Origin of the sequence: Bacteroides sp. AF29-11 (assembly GCF_003602895.1) — a bacterium.
Classification (GTDB): domain Bacteria; phylum Bacteroidota; class Bacteroidia; order Bacteroidales; family Bacteroidaceae; genus Bacteroides; species Bacteroides uniformis.
The window spans coordinates 135,533-153,904 of record NZ_QTLY01000004.1; the positions used below are offsets into that span (position 1 = coordinate 135,533).

Consider the following 18,372-nt stretch of genomic DNA (forward strand, 5'->3'; position numbering starts at 1 on the left):
AATAGGGAATGTAGTAAATGGGAGACTGGCAATATAGACTACCGATTGGGAGCTCGCAGGCGACGGCTGTCGGGGGTCATTGAAGCTATGAGGGCACTGTTGAAAAGGAGAACACTTTCTTTGCCGGCACGGCTTCCTGTATTTTTTACGTCCACAGTGAAGATAAGCTCGTCATCGGCTGTGAAGTTTGCCTTGTTTACTTTCAGATTGCTATAGCTGAAGCTGGTATAGCTTAGTCCGTACCCAAAAGCCCATTGCACGGATACAACCGCGTCATAGTCGTAGGCCCCTTCCATTTTTTCCACTTCCTCGCTCACCTTGTAGTCGTAGTTGATGAGTGAGTTGATTTCTTTCGGATAGGTGAAGGGCAGCTTTCCACTGAAGTTTTCATCACCGCTGAGCAGGTTGGCAAGGGTGTCTCCTCCGTAGTTTCCCGGCAGAATGATGTCTACTACGGCCTTTGCCATCGGCTCTATTTCATTGATGAGGCGGGGACGGCCTTCATTCAGTATAAGGATGACGGGTTTTCCCGTAGCAGACAGTGCTTTTACTAAATCGAGCTGATTGCGCGAGAGGGTCAGGTCAGTCAGGTTGCCGGGAGTTTCACAATAAGAATTTTCACCGATGCAGGCGATGATGTAATCGACTTCTGTGGCTGCTTTCACGGCTTTTTCGATTTCCGGCTTGTTTTCGGCCCAATAAGCCCCTTTTTCATTGTAGGTGACGCCGGGTGGCGTCATTAATGCGGCTTGGTACTTCGCCTTCGTGTACAAGTTCTTTCAGCAGTGTACAGAAATCCCATTCATAAGGTTCCATGGCCATGTCGATACCTGCGTTGATGGCGATTTTGATGGCTTCTTTCTTGTCGGCTGCCACTTTTTCGCGGCGCCAGAGGTTGTTGATGTCAGCCCAGTCCGTGACAAGTACTCCATCCCAGTTCAGTTCTTCTTTCAGCCATTAGGTCAAGAGTTTGTAATTGGCGTGTACGGGCAATCCGTTGACAGAACACGAATTTGCCATGACGGATAATGCTCCTGCTTTTACACAAGCCAGGAAAGGAGCAAAGTGTTTCTCACGAAGGTCTTGAGCCGAGATGTATACCGGTGTACGGTCTTTTCCGGTGAAGGGGACGCTGTAGCCCATATAATGCTTTAGAGGAAAGAGCGTTCCACCCATTGTGTAGGTTGTCCCGTGATTTTGGTCTAGTCCATAGATGCAGGGTATGCCGATTTCTCTCATGGCCTATTTTCTCTTCAAGGGTCATTTTTTTCAGTAGGGCTTCCACTTTCTGCTCTATTTTTTTGTCTTGTGGAATAGCTGGAGCAGCTGCTTGCTGCGCCATTGTTGGCAGGAGAAACATGCTTGCCAACAAGAAAGATTTTATTCTATTCATGGTAGTGTGTATTTGGGTTCAACAATCATTTGGATGTTTTGGTATTCTTCTTCATCAACCAGTGTTGTTTCAGCCACTCGCGTACCGGTTCGTCATACAGTTTGAGGCAAGCGTATGCAATGGCAATGGAGAGTACAAAGACGGATACGGCAATGAACAAGTGCATTCCTGCCGGTGCGTCGGGGTTATTCCGTGCCCAGGCTATCTGCATGTATATCAGCGGGAAGTGTGTGATGTACAGCGGATAGGATAGTTCGCCCAGGAATTTGCAGAGGGCTACGGAACGCTTGCCCGTGACGTTGCTGCCTGCTCCCATAGCCACTATCAGCGGAAAGAGGGCGAGCACGCTTACGGCTTCGTAGACGCCGTTCATCCATTGGCTGGTCTCGCCTCCGATGCGCGGCATCACGAGGATAACAGTCACCAGCAGGGAACACCAGTAGAATCCTCTCTTCACCTTCACCAGCTTGCCTATGCGAGACAACAGCAGACCCATGAAGAAGGGATAGAGCAGGCGTGAAATGCCTATATAGAGCTGGCCGGGTGTCAGGCTCCAGCCGCCGATGAGGGTGTAGGCGGCTTCTCCCCGCGATGAAAGAAGCCCAAAGGTATCTATGTTGAGCGTGACGTCGAGCGTAAGGCAGGCAGAGAGTCCGACGAATATGCCCAGTGCCAGTTTGGAGAAGCGGCGGATGAATAGGGCATAGAGCACATTGGCAATATATTCCCACATCAGCGACCAGGTGGGGCCGTTCAACGCGTTTGTCTCCCACCAGCCCCGGATGTCCCATGAAGTGGGGGTGGGGAACATAAGGCAGCCCAGGAGTGTCATCAGCAGCACGTTCCACCACGGTGTCTGCATCACCATCGGGAAGGCGGAGCAGGCACTGAAGTAGAATAGGGAGGCGCCGAGGAGTGTACCCATAATCACCATGGGGTGCAGGCGTACCAAGCGTCGCTTGAAGAAGTCCCACGTTGTCATACGGTCCCAGCGGTCGTCGTAGGCATAACCGATGACGAAGCCGGAGAGTACGAAGAAGAAGTCCACGGCCAAGTAGCCGTGGTTCAAAATCTGGTGGGCAGGCCCTGCGGAATAGGTTTCAAAAAGATGGAAAGCTACCACGATTATTGCGGCTACGCCGCGAAGCCCGTCCAGTATTTCGTAACGCGGCTTGGATGCTAAATAAGTTGTTGTCTTCATTGGAATTATGTTTGTTGTTAGATTAATATTCTTCTAAAATGCGGACGTGTCATGACTCACCACAGATTACACAGATTATTTTAGGAGCTCTGATAATCAAGAACTTTTATCGGTGTTAATCTGTGTAATCTGTGGTGAGTGTGTATTTTGACATATCCTCAGACAATCCGGATTCCCGGCATAACTTTATTTCGCGGGCAAAGTTAGTCTGCAATTTCTCCGGGCATTTCTCTTATTGTTTATTAGGATTGTCTTATATTTGCATTTACTCCCCTTCAGGGAGATATTTTACCCAAATTATGAATGATAATGCAGTGCCTCGGCCGGAAAACACTTCTTTTACCTTCGACGATGTATGCCTGGCTCCCGGCGAGCAGATAGGTCTGCATGAGCAGGCAACGTGGGAGTTGTCGTATATCATCGTAGGCTCAGGCATGCGGCTGATAGGTGACCGTACTGAACCTTTCGGGAGTGGGGAAGTAGTGATAGTTCCTCCGGAGATACCGCATTGCTGGTATTTCGAGAATGATGTGACAGATGCGCAGGGGCGTATTGCCAATATCACGATAACTTTTGGCCGGGAATTTCTTGACAACTGCTGTGTTGCTTTCCCTGAGCTGCAGGAATGTACGGAGAAGCTGAAACGGAAAAGGGATGCCGTGAAGTTCGGGAAGGAAAAGTCGGCGGCTATTGCTTCTGTCCTCGAGGAGATGCGTCCTTTGGGGAGGGCTGAACGCATCCCGCTGATGATAAAACTGCTGCTTATTCTTGCCGGGAGCGAGGAAGAGAGTGTGGTGGGGCAGTATCAGAAGATGGACCCGGAACGGGAGCGAATGAATAGGATACAAGTCTACGTCGTTTGTAACTCCAAGCGGGATATTACGCTGGATGACGTTGCCCGCCACGTGGGGATGAACCGCACTTCTTTCTGTATCTTTTTCAAGAAAGTCTCGGGGAAGACTTTCGTCACTTATCTCAATGAATACCGCATTGAGCTTGCCTGCCGGCTGCTGAAACAACAAAAGGTATCCGTAGCAGAAATCTGCTATCAGGTGGGATTCAACAATGTTCCTTATTTCAACCGGGTTTTCAAGAAGATGAAGGGCGTTTCGCCGAGTGAATATGTCTTTTTGTAAGGGAAAAGGGGAAGATACGAAAGGTGTGGGCATAAAAAAAGGAGTACCGCTGTACTCCAACCTTTGTTAACCTTAAATCTAATACTATGAAAAACACATTGCAAAGGTACGGACTTTTTGCTTATCTCCAAATAAAGCAAATAAAAAAGGCTGTTTTATAACATGTTTTAGGAAAATACGTCTCTTTGTTAAGGCTTGCTAAGGTTTTGAAGCCTCTACGCAGCTGTTTTCTAAAAAAGAATTATCTTTGTCACATTAAGTTTTGGGCCTTACTTGACGATTTTCTGCTCTCTTGGCTCAAAATCCTGGAAATTAAAAATTAAAGACTTGTATGCACGAAGATATTGTCCTTACCCCGATGATGAAACAGTTCCTCGACTTGAAGGCAAAGCATCCCGATGCTGTCATGCTGTTTCGTTGTGGTGACTTCTATGAAACCTATTCCACCGATGCCGTCGTCGCGTCCGAAATCCTCGGTATTACCTTGACCAAACGTGCCAACGGCAAGGGGAAAACCATCGAAATGGCGGGCTTTCCGCATCATGCACTCGACACCTATCTGCCCAAGCTGATACGTGCCGGCAAGCGCGTGGCCATCTGCGACCAGTTGGAGGACCCGAAGTTGACAAAGAAACTCGTAAAGCGGGGCATCACGGAGCTGGTGACGCCGGGAGTCTCCATCAACGACAATGTGCTGAACTACCGGGAGAACAACTTTCTGGCTGCCGTACACTTCGGCAAGGGTGCCTGCGGTGTGGCTTTCCTGGACATATCTACGGGCGAATTTCTGACGGCGGAAGGCCCTTTCGACTATGTGGACAAGTTGCTGAACAACTTTGCCCCCAAAGAGGTGCTTTTCGAGCGTGGCAAGCGGTTGATGTTCGAAGGGAACTTCGGCAGCAAGTTCTTCACTTTCGAGCTGGACGACTGGGTGTTTACCGAGACTTCCGCCCGCGAGAAGCTGCTGAAGCATTTCGAGGTGAAGAACCTGAAAGGTTTCGGTGTGGAGCATCTCAAGAACGGTATCATCGCTTCGGGAGCTATCCTGCAATACCTCATCATGACGCAGCATACGCAGATAGGGCATGTCACTTCGCTGGCACGCATCGAGGAGGATAAGTACGTCCGTCTGGATAAGTTCACAGTGCGCAGCCTGGAGCTGATGGGGTCGATGAACGACGGCGGTAGCAGTCTGCTGAATGTGATAGACAAGACCATCAGCCCGATGGGTGCCCGCCTGCTGAAACGCTGGCTGGTATTCCCGTTGAAGGACGTGCAGCCGATTAACGAACGGCTGAATGTAGTGGAATACTTCTTCCGCCAGCCCGATTTCAAGGAGTTGATAGAGGAGCAACTGCATTTGATAGGTGACTTGGAGCGCATCATCTCCAAAGTGGCGGTAGGCCGTGTCTCTCCGCGTGAGGTAGTGGCGCTGAAGGTGGCTTTGCAGGCGATAGAACCCATCAAAGCGGCTTGCATGGATGCCGATAATGCCAGCTTGAATCATATAGGCGAGCAGTTGAACATCTGCCAGTCCATCCGCGACCGCATAGACCGGGAGATAGACAATGACCCGCCGTTGCTGATTAATAAGGGCGGTGTCATCAAGTCCGGTGTTAGTGCCGAGTTGGACGAGTTGCGCCAGATAGCCTACTCCGGTAAGGATTATCTGTTGCAGATACAGCAGCGCGAGAGTGAGCTGACGGAGATTCCCAGCTTGAAGATAGGCTACAACAATGTCTTCGGTTATTACATCGAAGTGCGCAACACGCATAAGGACAAAGTGCCGGCAGAGTGGATACGCAAGCAGACCCTTGCCAATGCCGAACGCTACATTACCCAGGAATTGAAGGAGTACGAGGAGAAGATTCTCGGTGCGGAGGACAAGATACTGGTACTGGAAACACAACTCTATGCAGAATTGGTGCAATCATTGAGCGAGTTCATTCCTGCCATTCAAATCAATGCGAACCAGATAGCACGTCTGGACTGTCTGCTCTCCTTTGCCACAGCAGCGCGCGAGAACAACTATATACGCCCCGTCATTGCCGATGACGATGTGTTGGAAATCCGTCAGGGACGGCATCCGGTTATTGAGAAGCAGCTCCCCATCGGTGAGAAGTATATTGCCAACGATGTGATGCTGGACAGCCAGACGCAGCAGATTATCATCATTACGGGTCCCAATATGGCCGGTAAGTCTGCTTTGCTGAGACAGACGGCACTGATTACGCTACTGGCTCAAATTGGTAGTTTCGTGCCTGCGGAGAGTGCCCATATCGGTTTGGTGGATAAGATATTCACCCGTGTGGGTGCCAGCGATAATATTTCCGTGGGCGAGTCTACCTTTATGGTGGAGATGAATGAGGCGGCGGATATCCTGAACAACCTTTCTCCCCGCAGCCTGGTGTTGTTCGACGAGCTGGGGCGCGGTACTTCTACATATGATGGTATTTCCATCGCCTGGGCGATTGTGGAGCATATACACGAGCATCCCAAGGCAAAAGCACGCACTCTGTTTGCTACGCACTACCATGAGCTGAATGAAATGGAGAAGAGCTTCAAACGCATTAAGAATTACAACGTTTCGGTGAAGGAGATAGATAACAAAGTCATCTTCCTGCGCAAATTGGAGCGCGGCGGCAGCGAACACTCCTTCGGTATCCATGTAGCCAAAATGGCAGGTATGCCCAAAAGCATCGTGAAGCGTGCCAATGACATTCTGAAACAACTGGAAACGGACAACCGCCAGCAGGGAATCTCCAACAAGCCGATGGCGGAAGTAGGAGAGACGCGCGGCGGCATGCAACTCAGCTTCTTCCAGCTCGACGACCCGGTGCTGTGCCAGATACGCGATGAGATACTGAATCTGGATGTGAATAACCTGACGCCGCTGGAGGCACTGAACAAGCTGAATGATATAAAGAGGATAGTGAAAGGGAAATAACCGGATAGGGGTGTGTCAAAATTCACCACAGATTACACGGATTAACACAGAATGAGCTTAATCTACTGATAATCAAAGATGCTTATCTGTGTAAATCTGTGTAATCGGTGGTGAATACCAGTTTCGACACATCCTCATCCGGATTGTTTCAAAACACGGCTGGTTTCTTATAGTTTGACTTTTCCCTCCAACCGTATATCTTCCGATGAAGCCCCTATCAGCAGCTTCACCGTTCCGGGTTCTACAACGAACATCTGCTTTTCTTCGTTCCAATAGCCGAGCTCCTCCTTGGGAACGGTAAGCGTCACTTCCCGGCTTTCACCAGCCTTGATGGGGATACGCTTGAAGGCGCGCAACTGCTTGGAGGGACGTTCCACTTTGGAGTCCGGATAGCTGGCATAGAGCTGCACAACTTCTTCCCCGTCGCGTCCGCTTGTATTCTTCACTGATACCGTCACGCGGATGTTCTTCTTGTCTTGCTTGACGGATTCAATCTTCTCGTATGCAAAGTCGGAATAGCTCAGACCATAGCCGAAAGGATAGAGCACCGGGCCCTGGTGGTACATATACGTGCGTCCGTTGCGGATGTCGTAGTCCATTATGTCGGGCAGGTCAGTGATGTCTTTCACCCACGTCTGTACGGTACGTCCGGCTGGATTCACCTTGCCGAAGAGTACGTCGGCCAGTCCGTTGCCCTGCTCCTGACTGCAGTGGGTGATGTGGACGATGGCAGGCACGTGCTCCTGGCTCCAGTTGATGGTGTAGGGGAAGCTGCTGACGAGCACCAGTATGGTATTGGGATTGGCCTTGAGCACCAGCTTCACCAAGTCTTCATCGGGCAGCATCAGCGATTTGCGGTCCACGGCTTCGCGGCCGTCACTGGGGACGGGAGAGAACTTCCAGTCCGCACGCGTGCCGTAAGGATGGTTTCCTACACACACGATGGCAACGTCGGCGGCTGCAGCAGCCTTTTCTGCCTGGCCCATGCGGTTGTCTTCGGCGTGGATGATTTCGGTTCCTTCTTTCACAGCATTGCATATGCCACTCAGAATCGTTGTTTCGTAAGGCGGGGTACCACTATACCAATCTTGCACGATTTTGTCCGAATACGGGCCTATAACGGCTATTTTACGCAGCTTTCCGGCATCGAGTGGCAGGAGTTTTTTGTTTTTCAATAACACCACGGACTTGGCGGTGACTTCCCGTGCCAGCCTGCGGGCTTCTGCTGTCATGAAAGGCGGTGTCTCCGTACTGTTCTTTCCGATAGAGAGATAAGGGTTACGGGAGTTGTCCCCGTCCAGCAAGCCGAGCTTGAGGGCGACGAAGATGTTCCCGCGGATAGCCTTGTCGATGTCGACTTCGGTCAGTAATCCCTTTTCCAGAGCTTCCTTGACGTAAGGAACGTATGCGTCGAGAAATTGTCCTGTGGTGGCTTTTACTACGGCAGCAGCACCCTCCGCAAAGCTCGGAAAACTCTTGTGCGCTTCAATCAGCAGTTTCAAGGCACCGCCGTCCGTACAGATGATACCGTTGTTGCCCCACTGCTTGCGGGTAATCTCTTCGAGGCAGGGATGGATGGACATGGGGATGCCGTTCCAACTGTTGTAGGCGGCCATGAAGGCACGGCTGCCTCCCTCAGTGATGCCTTTATAGAAAGGATAAGCATAGTATTCATGGAACAAGCGCGTGTCGAAGTCGGAGGAAGTGCTGTCCCGTCCGTCCTCGTTGCTGTTGGCAAGGAAATGCTTCATCAGAGAGGCGGTTTTCCAGTAGCGGGGATGATTGCCTTGCAGGCCGCGTACGCTGGCAATGGTGAGTTGGGCGGTGAGGAAAGCATCTTCTCCGAAACTCTCCTCGGTACGTCCCCAGCGCGGGTCGCGGGCAAGGTCGGCATTCGGAGCGCGCATCACGAGGGCATGACGCTTGTTACCGGTGGTCTGCATGTAGTAGCGGGCTTCTTCAGCGGCTTGTTCCGCTACTTTCTGCACTAAATCGGTGTCCCATGTGGAGCCCAGACCGTAGGACTGGGGGAATATGGTGGTGGGGCAGTCGGTAGGGACTACTTTCCCGTCTTCCGTTCTTTGGCGTCCGCCCCACATGGCAGGCCCGCCGAGGGTCAGCCCGTGCAGTCCTTCGTAGTGTCCGCAACGGGGAATGTTGAAGCGGGGGACACCGAGGTCGGTGGAAAGAAGGTTTATCTTTTCATCCAATGTCAGGATGGAAAGAAGATGTTCCACGCGCTGTTCGTCGGTGAGCGTGGTATCTTGAAAGGCTTGTGTGTGTTGTGCGCTTGCCTGTAAGCCGAATAGCAGGGGCAAGGCGAGGAACAATAACTTGTTTCGCATGGGGTATTAGGGTTTAATGTGTTTGATATACCGGTTATGGGATTGATATCCGTTGTAACTGTCCGTCCTGCGGCAGGCAGAGCAATCCTTCAGCTTTCTTTTCGTCTGCCAGATACTTCTTCCACGTAATCTTGTCCCATTTCATCTGGTCTGTGCATTGTGCCACGGGGATATGGGGGATGGCCGAACCGTCCTTTACAAGAATGACGATGGGCAGGGTGCCGCACTCGATATGGTTCCATCCCGGAGCATACACCTTTCCGGTTTGGTAGTCTATCCATTTCTGCCGTCCGGGGAGGTAGACATCCCGTCCGCTGCCCTCTTCGAGCATGGGGGCCACGAGGAGATTGGAGCCGAACATGTACTCGTCCTCTACCAGCCATGCACCCGGGTCGTCGGGATACTCCAGCAGTAGGGCGCGGAGCATCGGCCAGCCGTTCTCGGTGCACTCTTTGGATTGTGCGTATACATAGGGCATCAGTTTGTACTTCAACTCGGCGCAACGGCGGAAATAGTCTGTGAACTCTTTCCCGTAGTACCACGGCTCAGTGGGAGGTGCTCCGTGCACGCGGCTGTGGCTGGTGAGGAAGCCGAAGGGCAGCCAGCGGCGGTAGAGGCTTTCGGGGCTTTGGGTCACGAAGCCGCCTATGTCATTGCTCCAGAAGCAGAACCCGCTCAATCCGATGGAGAGACCGCTGCGGACGGTTCCCTCGAAACCGGTTTCGGTGGTGGCGGCATCACCGCCCCAGTGCAGCGGGTAGCGTTGTGAGCCTGCCCATGCAGAGCGTGCCCAGATGATGTTTTCGCCGTGCAGCTTCTTGATGATGTCGGCCACGGTTTTGTTGTAGCGCAGCGGGTAGAGGTTGTGTTCGTATAGTCCGCTGCGGCCGTTGGCATAGATGGCATCCAGTGGGGCACCTTCGCCGAAGTCTACTTTGATGGCGCCTACACCCATTTCAATCAGATTGCCGAGCTTCTCTTGATACCACTGTACGGTTTCGGGGTTGGTGAAGTCCAGCACCACGTCCTCGTAAGGGAGCTGTCCCTTGCCGTTGCGTACGTACAGACCGCGTTCCACCAGCTCGGGGAAGAACTTGTTTTTCGGAGTGAAGTAGGGAAGTTGCCAGAGGCAGGTGCGGAAGCCTTGTGACCTTAGGTCGGTGAGCATCTGTCGGGGATTGTCGAAGCGGTCGGCGGCAAAGGCGTAGTCGCATTGCCAGTCCACGCCGAACCAGCCGGTATCGAAGTGGATGACATCACTCGGTATCTTGTTCTCACGCAGTTTCCGGGCTACATCGCGGCCTTCTGCTTCGCTGAAGTAGGTGATGCGGCTCATCCAGGTGCCGAAGCTCCACAAGGGGGGCATTTCGGGCCGTCCTACCAGTGCGGTGTATTCGCTCAGCATCTCCTTTGGCGAACCCAGGAAGATGAAGATGTCCATCGCTTCGTCTGCCATAAAGAGTTTGGTGGCTCCGATGTAGGAACAGCCGAAGTCGCAGGTCACGGGGGCGGAAGTGTGCATGAACATGCCGTAGCCACGGTTGCTGAAGAAGAAGGGGATGGGCTTGTACATGTCCGGGGTTTCGGGGCCCTGCGGGTCGGTGACAAAGAGGTTGACCTTCTGCCCGGCCTTGTTCAGTGCGGTGGCGGACTCGCCGCAACCGTAGATTTTCTCGTTCGGCGCGAGGCTGAATACGGGATTGATGCTGCGTGAGTTGTCCGAGCCGCGCTTGATGAAGCTGAATGGAGGTACCTTGACCTGCGTGGAGTCGTTGTCGCTCCAGCAACGGGTCTGTGTCAGCAGGCGTCCGTCGGCGTCTTTCAGTACCAGGCGCCAGGGATAGTTCTGGATGAGCAGGCTGCCGTATCGGGAGGTGTACAGCGTACCTTTATCCGTCTTCTCGGCTTTCCAGAAGGAGCGTCCGTCGGCAGGCTTTCCTATGAGCATGGGGTCATCGGCATCTTCTTTCGGTACGATGGGCGAGGTAAGCATACGGATGCGGAGGGTACGTTCGCTGACCGGTTCGACGGTGAACGTCAGTTGTGGATTGTTGTCGTAGGCCGTCTCCGGGAAGTCCAGCGACTGGAGGGGCTGGTGCAGGTAGGTGTTTGCATTGAATGCCTGGCGGGGCATCAGTTGCTGGCGTTTCCACTGGACAGTCCCTTTACCGGTAGAGGTGTCGAACGATACCAGGCTGTCGGCAAAGAAATAGGTGTTGCTGAGGTCCAGAAAATCCTGGCTCATGTCTTTCGACTGGGAAAGCAGGTATTGCACGCCGGCATTTGTTTTCAGTTGGGCATGCGCAGGCAGGGTGGCAGTTGCTGCCAGCAGCATAAAAGCTGCCCCTTTCATCAGTTGTCTCTCTTTCATGATAAATATATGATTTACGGTTACTGTTTCGATGCCGTAAAAGTAGAGAAATCTGCACGGATGAAAGGGGCAGGTATGTTGCTTATGTGGGGCTGAAATGTTTATTTGGAAGCTTTCTTCCCGTAGAAACACATGAAATACACCCCGATAATCACAAACGGGATACTGAGCCACTGGCCCATGTTCAGCGTCATGCTGTCCTCAAAGTTCACCTGGTTTTCTTTCAGGAACTCGATGAAGAAGCGGAAGGTGAAAATCTCCGTCAGGCAGAGTCCGAAGAAGAAACCGCGGTGATAGGGCAGGGAGGCTTCGGCCTGCACGGCGGTTGATTTCCGCTTGGTGGTGCTGAAGTCTGTTTCGAGCTTGGTCTCTTGTTTCTTCTGTCCGCGTTTGTATAGCCAGACCATCCCCAGGAAGAAAATGAAGTAGGCGATGGCTTCGTAGAGCTGTGCCGGATGGCGGGGCAACATGTCTTCCCGTTCAAAGATGAATGCCCAGGGCACGTCGGTCGGTTTGCCGATGATTTCGGAGTTCATCAGGTTGGCAAGGCGGATGCAGCAGGCGGTGATGGGAGTGGCAACAGCTATCATGTCGAGCACGTCCATGTAGTGCATCTTCGTCTTGCGGCAGTACATCCAGAGGGCGATAATCAGGCCCAGCGTGCCGCCGTGGCTGGCAAGGCCGGTGTAGCCCGTCATCTTCCATCCTGCGGCGGTCTGCTTGATGGGGAGAATCATTTCAACGAAGTGGTCCTGGTAGTAGGCCCAGTCGTAAAATATGCAGTGGCCCAGTCGTGCGCCTATCAGTATGCCGAAGAAGCAATAGAAGAAGAGAGGTTCGAATTTCTTTTCGTCTATTCTGCGGTCGCTATACTGGCGTTGCACGATGAAGTAGGCAAGAGCAAGACCGATAATCCATAACAGTCCGTAGTAGCGGATGGATATGCCGAAGAACTTGAACAGTTCGGGGTCGGGATTCCAGTTGATGGTGAGTAGTGATAACATATTTATGAAGAATTAAATTACTGAATTACGGGGTTGTTCGGGACAAAGGTATGAAATTATCTCGTTTGGCAGTTCATCGTGGCAGTTTATTTGAATTTCTCCGCCACCATCCTATACGTCGGCACCTCAATCCCTTGTTCCTCTGCAGCCGTAATCATGTCGAACAACAAGCCTTGTACTTCGCTCTGATGCCCTTTGGCCATATCTTTCTGCATGGAGGCGGTACTTTCAGGGGCGAGTTTGTCTATTACTTTGAGGTTATACTGCACGATGTCTTCCTTGAATTCTATACCCAACTTCCTGCCCAAAGCTGCACTCTCTTGTGACAGTCCGATAAAGGTGTCGCGCACTTTGCCCGGTTTCTGGACTTCGCCCATAGGTACGTCGTAATAGGCTCCGGTGACGGCCATAGCAGAAATGAAGGACCACTTGACGAATGTGTCCCGGTCGATGTCGTCGGAGATTTCGGCTTTGATGCCGCTTTCCTGCAAATCGCGTTGCACGGCTTCCAATGTTTCACGGGAAACAATCGTGCTGCGGTGTGCTCCGTAGACGAGCCGGAAAATCTTTCCCATCTGCGTGATTTCTCCCCGTCCGGATACGAATCCTACGATGTAGATGCAGCCGTCGAGCACCGTGACGCCGGGGACCAACCGCTGGATACGGGGACCGGTTCCGTAAACATTCAGGATGGGGATTACCACTGTACGCTCGTGTGAGGCACGTTTGATGAGTTCCGTAATGGAGTCTACGGAATAACCTTTGACGCAGACGAAGATAACATCCGCTTTGCCTTGGAATTCTTCTGCGGTAAATGCCGCCACTTTCAGACAATGTTCACCTTTCAAATCGGAGTGCAGTTGCAGACCGTTCCCGCGTATGGCGGCAAGGTGTTCGCCACGTGCAATGCAAGTGACGTCTTTGCCGGATAATGAAAGAAAGGCGGCGATGCTTCCGCCTACGCCGCCGGTACCTGCTATGAGGTATTTCAGATTACTGTTTGCCATTTGTTGTGTATGGTTTATTGAACGTAGTTTTCCTTTTCCATATAGTAAAGCCCTTCGCCCCGGTCACCGTTTTCCATGTCTTCCAGCTCTACTTTGAAGATACGGTAGGGAAGGTCTTTTTTGGGATGCTTGGGCATGTCTACTGTCAATAGATAGGCGTTGCCATATTCGTTGCTGTCGAAATATTCTTTTATTTCCTGCTTCATCAGCACGGGGACTTTCTCACCGTCTATCCAGACGGTGACTTTCAGTTGCCCGGGGCGGGGAGCCATCTGGCATTCTCTGGCTTCTTTGTTTTGTTCTTGTTGCTCAATGTCACTCAGGTTTTCACCGTGTACCAATGACTCGGGCTTTGTTTCTTTCATCCATTGGTAGGTACGTGTCAAGCTCATGGGACGGACGTATATCTGATAAGTAGGCATGGCTCCGGGGATGTAGAAAGCACGCAGGCCATAAGCTTCCATACGATGATAACGTATGTCGAGTGTAGTGTCGCGGTCGGCGATGAAATCCCAGGCCCAGAACTCCAGGCGGTGTTCAGTCTCGGGCAGCCCGCTTTTCATGGCAATGTGCGCATAGGAGGGCAGATAAATAGAGGCTGCACTTTGATATTTCCCTTTGGGTATACGGGCCGTGTAATGCCCGTCTTTGTCGGTTATGGCTTCTATGATGTCATTGAACTGCGGGTTTTGCCACCAGACACTGGCACTGTCTATCGGCTGTCCGTTGTAATCAGTCACCCGTCCGTGAATGGTTACTGAGTCTTGCTGTTGTGCATAAACGGCAGTACAGGACAATAAGAATAAAAGGAAGATAATCTGTTTCATATTGTTATTGTATGGAGTTTATTAGAAAATGGCAATGTACAAAGAAAGTACATTGCCATCTGGAATGAATATCATTACACATTGAACCTGAAGTGCATGATGTCCCCATCCTGCACCACGTATTCCTTACCTTCCACACCCAACTTTCCGGCTTCGCGCACGGCTGCTTCGCTACCATACTTGATATAATCCTCATACTTGATGACCTCTGCCCGGATAAACCCTTTCTCGAAATCCGTATGGATAACGCCGGCGCATTGCGGCGCTTTCCATCCCTTGCGATAGGTCCATGCCTTTACTTCCATCTCTCCGGCAGTGATGAAGGTTTCGAGGTTCAGCAGGCTGTAGATAGTTTTAATCAAACGGTTGCAGCCGCTTTCTTTCAGTCCCAGGTCTTCGAGGAACATCTGCTTTTCTTCGTATGTCTCCAGTTCGGCGATGTCGGCCTCGGTCTGGGCGGAGATGATGATGAGTTCCGCATCCTCGCCCTTGATGGCTTCACGCACCTGCTCTACGTACTGGTTGCCGCTGGCGGCACTGACGTCATCCACGTTGCAGACGTAGAGCACAGGCTTGGTAGTAAGCAGGAACATCTGCTTGGCGCATTGTTCCTCGTCGTCGTTCTGCGGAATGACGGTGCGGGCGCTTTGTCCTTGTTCCAGGGCATCCTTGTAGCGGAGCAGGAGTTCGTACTCTATCTTTGCCGCCTTGTCGCCACCCACTTTGGCAATCTTCTCTACACGCTTGATGCGGTTTTCCACCGTGTCGAGGTCCTTCAGTTGCAGCTCTGTGTCGATGATTTCCTTGTCGCGCACGGGGTTCACCGAACCGTCCACGTGGACGATGTTGCCGTTGTCGAAGCAGCGCAGCACGTGAATGATGGCGTCGCACTCGCGGATGTTGCCCAAGAACTGGTTGCCGAGTCCTTCACCTTTGCTGGCGCCCTTCACCAGTCCGGCAATGTCTACGATGTCGCACACGGCAGGTACGATACGCCCCGGGTGAACCAGCTCGGCGAGCTTCGTCAGTCGTTCGTCGGGTACGGACACTTGTCCCATTTGGGCGTCGATTGTACAGAACGGGAAGTTTGCCGCTTGTGCCTTTGCGCTGCTCAAGCAGTTGAAAAGAGTGGATTTTCCTACGTTGGGAAGGCCCACGATACCAGCTTTTAATGCCATAGTGTTATCTTGTTTTTTTAGTTATTGTTCAGTTAATTGGATGCAAAGATAGTGCAAACCGAATGCAGAATAAAATGAACTCGTTCATTTTTTATGCTGAGGTGCAGCCTATCTTCGCTTTTTTAAGCAAAGATAGTGCAAACCGGACAAACTTACTGAAAAATAGCTGATTTTTGCATACACCAACGAAGAAAGGAGGAGATGGGAGAGCCGCCGGAACGGTATTTAGAAATTCGTATTGAACGTGTTAATTTGCATTAAAAGCATGACGATGAAACGATAAATTGATAGTTTTGTCGCAATTATAATTTAAGTATCATTCTATAAATCAATGCAATTATGAAAAACAAAGTAAGAAAAATTCTGATGATTTTCTCATGTCTCATCGGTCTGTCTTTTACATTATCTGCACAGAATCCTTATCTGCCGCTTTGGGAGTTTATTCCTGACGGTGAGCCCTATGTGTTTGAGGATCCTGACTGCCCCGGCAAGTACCGTGTCTATATTTATGGCTCGCACGATAATCTCAAGTGGATGTATTGTGGACGTGACCAAGTGGTGTGGTCGGCACCCGTAGAGGACTTGACCCGTTGGAGATATGACGGCGTGATATTTAAAGTCAATGAGTCGCCCGAGCTGTATAAACTGAATGCTGATGGGACCGACGACGTGCTTTTTGCCCCTGACGTGACAGTAACTACCGATGCCGATGGTAAGAAAACTTATTACCTCTTTCCGAATAATCAAGGTGGCGGGCGCAATTCCATGATTGCCAAAAGCGACCGTCCCGATGGTCCGTTTACAGTATGCAATTGGAACAAGGAACGTCCTCGTGAGACTTTCGGTTGCTTGGGATTCGACCCCGCAGTGTTTGTTGACGATGATGGACGCGTGTATGGTTATTGGGGATTTGGCATTTCGCATGGCGCGGAGTTGGACCCTGCTACCATGTGCACGGTAAAGCCCGGTACCGAAGTGGTGGAGAACATGATTTCGGGCTATCGGCAGGAAGGTATATTCCGCTTCTTTGAGGCATCTTCTATCCGCAAGATTGAGGATAAGTATGTGTTTATCTATAGCCGTACTACCGCTGAGGGTGAAGATGGCCTGCCAAACGCCAGCAACTATACGTTGGCCTATGCCTACAGCGAGCATCCCTTGGGCCCGTGGACCTATGGTGGGACAATCATCGATGCGCGGGCGCGCGAATATGATGAAAAAGGCAATGTGATAGCTTCGGCCATGCCCGGTGGAAATACGCATGGCAGTATCTGCAAGATAGGTGAGCAATGGTACGTGTTCTATCATCGCCAGATAGGTACCGATTGCTATGCACGCCAAGCTATGGTGTCGGCCATTGATGTAAAGGTGGAAAAGGGAAAAGGCGGGAAGGTCGTGATTTCACGCGGGGAATTCAACTCTGAGGGTTTCCTTCTTGAAGGGCTCAATCCTATGCAGCGCATCTCGGCCGGACTGGCTTGTTGGCACACCAATCCCGGAGGAATCAAAGAGGTCTATCCCCATTATGTCTACACGGGGTCTTACATCCGGCCTGTGTACCGGGATAATAATCCCTATGCCGGCGATAACAACCACAAAATCCCGTTCGCTCCGGTGGTGAATAACACAAGTGGGTCGATTGTAGGATATAAATACCTGAATATGAATGCCGTTCCGCGAGATAAGTCTTTGCAGATGCAGTTAAGGTTGAAGGCTGAAGATACCGACGGACGCATCCGCATCATGCTGGGTAGCCCTTGGACAACAAAAGGCGGTGTAGAGATAGGACTTGTGGATGTGAAGGCTGGCAGCACTTGCAGGGAGTTTTATGCTCCGCTCTCTATTCCGGCAAAGCTGCATAAGGGAAAGCAGCCGCTCTTCTTTGTCTTCGAATCAGAAACCGAAGGCCAGTCCATCTGTGAGTTTTATGATTTCCTCATGTTGGCACGCCCATAAGTCTTTATACTTATGGAGGCGGATACTTATCTTGTGAGACCTTCTAAATAGAGCTATTGTATTAGTTCACAGTACTGAACACTTTGTTACACCCCGTCGGAACAGATTGTTTCTCTTGTATGAAACGACTTGTTTCGACGGGATAAAACGATTTGTTCCGTTATAGGAAACACTTTGTTTCCTTATAGAGAACACTCTGTTCCATTATAGGAAACAAACCGTTTCCATAGTCGGAAATGAAATGGGGCATATGCTTCATTGATACCGCTATTACTTTTCCTCCTCGAATATTCGGTTGAAAACTTGCCGCAGCTGTCCTTCGTCTGCGATAATGGCTTGGAGCTTCTTCAGCTGTTCCGCATTCTTGCCCTCGGGAAACCAGAGCTTCAGATAACCGCCGGGTGCATATTTTGCCATGAGATGCTGATGGAACCGCTGGTAGTGCCACTCCTTGTCGGCGGCAGGATTCTGTTTCAATCCGTACTGCACGGTGCGGCGCAGGGTGATGTCCGGGTCGATGATACGGTCCGCTTCGGCAACAATCTTGCCGTAGATGCTACGAGGTTCGTGGTCTGTAGAGGCCCGGTGGTCCTCTACGGCTTCTTTCATGAGGAGGATTTCCGTGTCGGAGAACCATTGCCGCAGGGTGGAGTCCGCCATCAGTATCTCGCCGGAGACAAGGTGGTGGGTGGCGCGGTCGCGGCACAGTCCCGTGTCATGGTAGGCGGCAATGACGTATGCCAGGCGTTCGTCCGCTTCGGGATATTGCCGGGCGAGGGCAAGGCTTTCTTCGATGACGGTGCGGACGTGTGAGAGGTTGTGTGCCTTGTCAAACTCCTTGTACCGGGGAATGATTGCTGTCTCGATGTAGGTAATGAGGGTCTCGGGTATCATGTGGCATTCCTTTTTAGGAGGCGAAGATATAATAAAAGAGCCGGAATGTGCGAATCATTCCGGCTCTTTTATGAAAGGTTTCGGTTATTGTTGTTAGGAATAAGATTTCTTAC

At 51.4% G+C, this 18,372-nt stretch carries 11 protein-coding genes and 1 pseudogene; 3 read left to right on the plus strand and 9 right to left on the minus strand.

Annotated elements, in window-relative coordinates; all coding sequences use genetic code 11:
• Window positions 1–50: 50 nt before the first annotated feature.
• Window positions 51–1,230 (minus strand): annotated as a pseudogene (locus DWZ03_RS08215) (glycoside hydrolase family 3 C-terminal domain-containing protein); the annotation flags it as partial.
• A 188-nt stretch (window positions 1,231–1,418) separates the two neighbouring features.
• Window positions 1,419–2,594, minus strand: a complete 1,176-nt coding sequence (locus DWZ03_RS08220) for an acyltransferase family protein (RefSeq protein ID WP_057087309.1) — start codon at window positions 2,592–2,594, stop codon at window positions 1,419–1,421.
• Window positions 2,595–2,893: 299 nt separating this feature from the next.
• Here DWZ03_RS08220 and DWZ03_RS08225 point away from each other — a divergent pair, with 299 nt between their 5' ends.
• Together DWZ03_RS08225 and mutS are read left to right on the plus strand one after the other, a co-directional pair.
• On the plus strand, window positions 2,894–3,730 hold the full coding sequence (locus DWZ03_RS08225) for an AraC family transcriptional regulator (RefSeq protein ID WP_229122383.1): 837 nt from the start codon (window positions 2,894–2,896) through the stop codon (window positions 3,728–3,730).
• Between the two features lie 331 nt (window positions 3,731–4,061).
• Window positions 4,062–6,677, plus strand: coding sequence for a DNA mismatch repair protein MutS (mutS, locus tag DWZ03_RS08235; protein WP_120129562.1), 2,616 nt, complete (start codon window positions 4,062–4,064; stop codon window positions 6,675–6,677).
• A 167-nt stretch (window positions 6,678–6,844) separates the two neighbouring features.
• On the opposite strand, the gene DWZ03_RS08240 is transcribed toward mutS, so the two are convergent.
• The 6 genes from DWZ03_RS08240 to ychF form a co-directional block, all read right to left on the minus strand.
• Window positions 6,845–9,022: a glycoside hydrolase family 3 C-terminal domain-containing protein gene (locus DWZ03_RS08240; RefSeq protein WP_120129565.1), complete on the minus strand. Its 2,178-nt coding sequence runs from the start codon at window positions 9,020–9,022 to the stop codon at window positions 6,845–6,847.
• 34 nt (window positions 9,023–9,056) lie between these two features.
• On the minus strand, window positions 9,057–11,393 hold the full coding sequence (locus tag DWZ03_RS08245; RefSeq protein ID WP_117749415.1) for an alpha-xylosidase: 2,337 nt from the start codon (window positions 11,391–11,393) through the stop codon (window positions 9,057–9,059).
• A gap of 101 nt (window positions 11,394–11,494) precedes the next feature.
• The gene (gene lgt / locus DWZ03_RS08250; RefSeq protein WP_057087317.1) at window positions 11,495–12,397 is read right to left on the minus strand and encodes a prolipoprotein diacylglyceryl transferase; all 903 of its coding nucleotides are present in this window, start codon (window positions 12,395–12,397) and stop codon (window positions 11,495–11,497) included.
• Window positions 12,398–12,483: 86 nt separating this feature from the next.
• Window positions 12,484–13,404 carry a ketopantoate reductase family protein gene (locus tag DWZ03_RS08255; RefSeq protein WP_120129568.1) on the minus strand — a complete coding sequence of 307 codons (921 nt, stop codon included), beginning with the start codon at window positions 13,402–13,404 and terminating at the stop codon, window positions 12,484–12,486.
• A 14-nt stretch (window positions 13,405–13,418) separates the two neighbouring features.
• Complete coding sequence (locus DWZ03_RS08260) at window positions 13,419–14,231, minus strand: carboxypeptidase-like regulatory domain-containing protein (protein WP_120129571.1); 813 nt, start codon at window positions 14,229–14,231, stop codon at window positions 13,419–13,421.
• A gap of 74 nt (window positions 14,232–14,305) precedes the next feature.
• A complete protein-coding gene (ychF, locus tag DWZ03_RS08265) occupies window positions 14,306–15,409 on the minus strand; it encodes a redox-regulated ATPase YchF (RefSeq protein ID WP_120129573.1) in 1,104 nt (367 codons plus the stop codon).
• Window positions 15,410–15,748: 339 nt separating this feature from the next.
• On the opposite strand from ychF, the gene DWZ03_RS08270 reads away from it, so the two are divergent.
• Window positions 15,749–17,365: a family 43 glycosylhydrolase gene (locus DWZ03_RS08270; protein WP_120129576.1), complete on the plus strand. Its 1,617-nt coding sequence runs from the start codon at window positions 15,749–15,751 to the stop codon at window positions 17,363–17,365.
• A gap of 270 nt (window positions 17,366–17,635) precedes the next feature.
• Here DWZ03_RS08270 and DWZ03_RS08275 read toward each other — a convergent pair whose 3' ends face one another.
• Window positions 17,636–18,259 (minus strand): HD domain-containing protein, encoded by a 624-nt coding sequence (locus DWZ03_RS08275; protein ID WP_005826183.1) that lies wholly within the window; start codon window positions 18,257–18,259, stop codon window positions 17,636–17,638.
• Window positions 18,260–18,372: the final 113 nt, after the last annotated feature.

Excerpts from the sequence above, each read along its gene's own strand:
- DWZ03_RS08220 (WP_057087309.1), bottom strand. The coding sequence starts at position 2,594 with ATGAAGACAACAACTTATTTAGCATCCAAGCCGCGTTACGAAATACTG.
- DWZ03_RS08225 (WP_229122383.1), top strand. The coding sequence starts at position 2,894 with ATGAATGATAATGCAGTGCCTCGGCCGGAAAACACTTCTTTTACCTTC.
- mutS (WP_120129562.1), top strand. The coding sequence starts at position 4,062 with ATGCACGAAGATATTGTCCTTACCCCGATGATGAAACAGTTCCTCGAC.
- DWZ03_RS08240 (WP_120129565.1), bottom strand. The coding sequence starts at position 9,022 with ATGCGAAACAAGTTATTGTTCCTCGCCTTGCCCCTGCTATTCGGCTTA.
- DWZ03_RS08245 (WP_117749415.1), bottom strand. The coding sequence starts at position 11,393 with ATGAAAGAGAGACAACTGATGAAAGGGGCAGCTTTTATGCTGCTGGCA.
- lgt (WP_057087317.1), bottom strand. The coding sequence starts at position 12,397 with ATGTTATCACTACTCACCATCAACTGGAATCCCGACCCCGAACTGTTC.
- DWZ03_RS08255 (WP_120129568.1), bottom strand. The coding sequence starts at position 13,404 with ATGGCAAACAGTAATCTGAAATACCTCATAGCAGGTACCGGCGGCGTA.
- DWZ03_RS08260 (WP_120129571.1), bottom strand. The coding sequence starts at position 14,231 with ATGAAACAGATTATCTTCCTTTTATTCTTATTGTCCTGTACTGCCGTT.
- ychF (WP_120129573.1), bottom strand. The coding sequence starts at position 15,409 with ATGGCATTAAAAGCTGGTATCGTGGGCCTTCCCAACGTAGGAAAATCC.
- DWZ03_RS08270 (WP_120129576.1), top strand. The coding sequence starts at position 15,749 with ATGAAAAACAAAGTAAGAAAAATTCTGATGATTTTCTCATGTCTCATC.
- DWZ03_RS08275 (WP_005826183.1), bottom strand. The coding sequence starts at position 18,259 with ATGATACCCGAGACCCTCATTACCTACATCGAGACAGCAATCATTCCC.